Here is a 2,488-nt window from a genome sequence, read left to right on the forward strand (position 1 = left end):
CTTGTAGATATATGTAAATAATGGTATTATAATAAAATAAAGCATAAACCGTATTAATTAGAAAAAATCTGATTTTTTCTCCTTTAAATGACAAAGAGTGATCACGTTCAGGTGTTATGCTTTTGATAGAGATTGTTACTGGCCTGGATAGTAGTTACTATTATGAACCGCTTTTACAGACCAGTCAGAGATGGTGATGAAAATGATTTACTACGGTCATACCAAAGAGGATTTAAAAACAAAGAAAGTGCTGCCAAAGGAACACTGGCAACTGCTCAAAAGTCATTTAAATGAAGTTGCCCTGATGACTGAAGAACGAACAGCAAAATTTGGGGCGGGTAAACTGGGCAGAATTATTGGTTTGGCACATGATCTAGGAAAATATTCGGAGGCTTTTCAAAAGCGCCTGGATGGTGCACGTGAAAAGGTGGATCATAAATCCGCAGGTGCACAGGAAGTATACCGCAGGTTTGGCAAGGTGATCGGTAAATCCTTGGCGTTTATAATTGCAGGACATCATGGTGGATTGCCGGATGGAAACAAAGGCGCTCCAGCAAATTTACCAGAGCGCCTTGCCAGAACAGATATTCCGGATTATCAGGCATATACAGTAGAAATTGAGATTCCGGATCTTAACAATCAGGATCTAGCATCAATGCCTGCACCTAAGGCTCCATCTATGGCAGCATTTAGTTTTTCTTTTTGTATTCGAATGATGTTTTCGTGTTTAGTTGATGCAGACTATTTAAATACTGAAAAAACCATGAACATGGAACGGTATATTACCCGATATAAATCTGTAACTTCTCTACCTTTAGAAGCAATATTAAAACGGTTTGAGAAAAAGTATAAATTTTTCTTGGATCAAAATCGCAGAAACCCAACAGTAATCAACACAGCACGTCAAGCAATTCTAGAGAGATGTTTGGCAATGGCCAAATCTGAACCAGGATTTTTTACTTTGACTGTTCCTACGGGTGGAGGTAAGACATATTCATCACTTGCATTCGGTCTCAAACATGCTGTAGAACACAAAAAAGTCCGTGTGATTTACGTCATCCCATATACCAGTATCATCGAGCAAAATGCACAGGTATTCAGGGAAACGTTAGAGGATGAAACACAAAAAGAAAATATTGTCCTTGAACATCACAGCAACTTTGAATATCCCGAAGGAATCTTTGATGATTGGGATGAGCATGAAAAAGTTCACCGTCTGGCTTCGGAAAATTGGGATATGCCGGTTGTTGTCACTACAGCAGTGCAATTCTTTGAATCGCTTTACGCAAATAAAGGATCTCGTTGTCGAAAATTACATAATATCGTTAATAGTGTAATCATACTGGACGAAGCTCAGATGATGCCGATTGAGTGCATTAAACCATGCCTCTGGGCATTGGCGGAGCTTGTTTTCAACTATGGCGCGACAGTAGTGCTTTGTACGGCAACACAACCCGCAGTGAAAAATTTGATTCCTGCCAATCCTAAGATAGTGGAAATTATGGAAAATCCGAATGAACTCCAGAAAATTTTTAAACGTGTGACTGTGGAAAATGCAAACGAAATGTCAGACGAGGAACTGGCTACGGAGATGGCGGATATCCCACAGGTACTAACCATCGTAAACACCAGGCGCCATGCCAGGTTGTTGTTTGAGAAGCTTTTAGCCAAGGAGCAGGATGGAATATATCATTTGTCGGCGCGAATGTGCCCGGCACACCGCCAGGTGGTTTTCGCAGAGATTCGCAGGGCGCTTCAAGATGGAAAACCATGCCGTGTGGTATCTACTCAACTTATTGAAGCGGGTGTGGATGTGGACTTTCCTGTGGTTTATCGCGCGGCTGCTGGAATTGATTCTATCGCCCAGGCGGCAGGCCGGTGCAACCGGGAAGGCCGGAGAGCCAGAGGGCGGGTGATCGTATTTGACCCTGAATCGCATGGTATGCCCAAAAAAGGCAGGTTCTCTGCGGCTGCCGCCTTAACGCGCAGTACAGAAAGGCGCTCACAAGAACTAAATGATGATTTGTTATCACTAGAAGCGATCGAGTATTACTTTAAACAACTGTTCGAATTAGAGCGTGACAACCTTGACGCTGGTGATATTCTCAAAAAGATTAAAGACAGCGAAGATGACTTATCATTCCCTTTTGCAGAAATTGCTGAAAAATTCCAGATGATCGACAACGCCACTGTTTCGGTAGTCGTCCCTTGGGACAAACATGCCGAGGAATTGATGGAAAAAGCAGCCCGCCACCCGTTCCCGGCCAGTCAAGCGCGCAGTCTGCAGCCATATGTGGTGCAGGTTTACCAGTATGAGCTGGCTGCTTTGGAAAAGGAAAGAGTCATTAAAACTGTAGGTGATAGCGTGAAAACAATTCAATTACACAACTGAAGGAGTAAGCCTAAAAAAGGACATACTTATCCCTTGGTTTAAAAAATTGATTTTTTAAGCAGATTGTAATGATATTGCTAAAATGTCCGAGGCTTG

At 42.4% G+C, this 2,488-nt stretch carries 1 protein-coding gene; it reads left to right on the plus strand.

The window, feature by feature from the left end:
• Positions 1-202 precede the first annotated feature (202 nt).
• The gene (gene cas3, locus Pmgp_RS18995) at positions 203-2,392 is read left to right on the plus strand and encodes a CRISPR-associated helicase Cas3' (protein ID WP_192903035.1); all 2,190 of its coding nucleotides are present in this window, start codon (positions 203-205) and stop codon (positions 2,390-2,392) included.
• Positions 2,393-2,488 lie beyond the last annotated feature (96 nt).

Source organism: Pelotomaculum propionicicum (assembly GCF_004369225.1).
Taxonomy (GTDB): Bacteria; Bacillota; Desulfotomaculia; order Desulfotomaculales; family Pelotomaculaceae; genus Pelotomaculum_B; species Pelotomaculum_B propionicicum.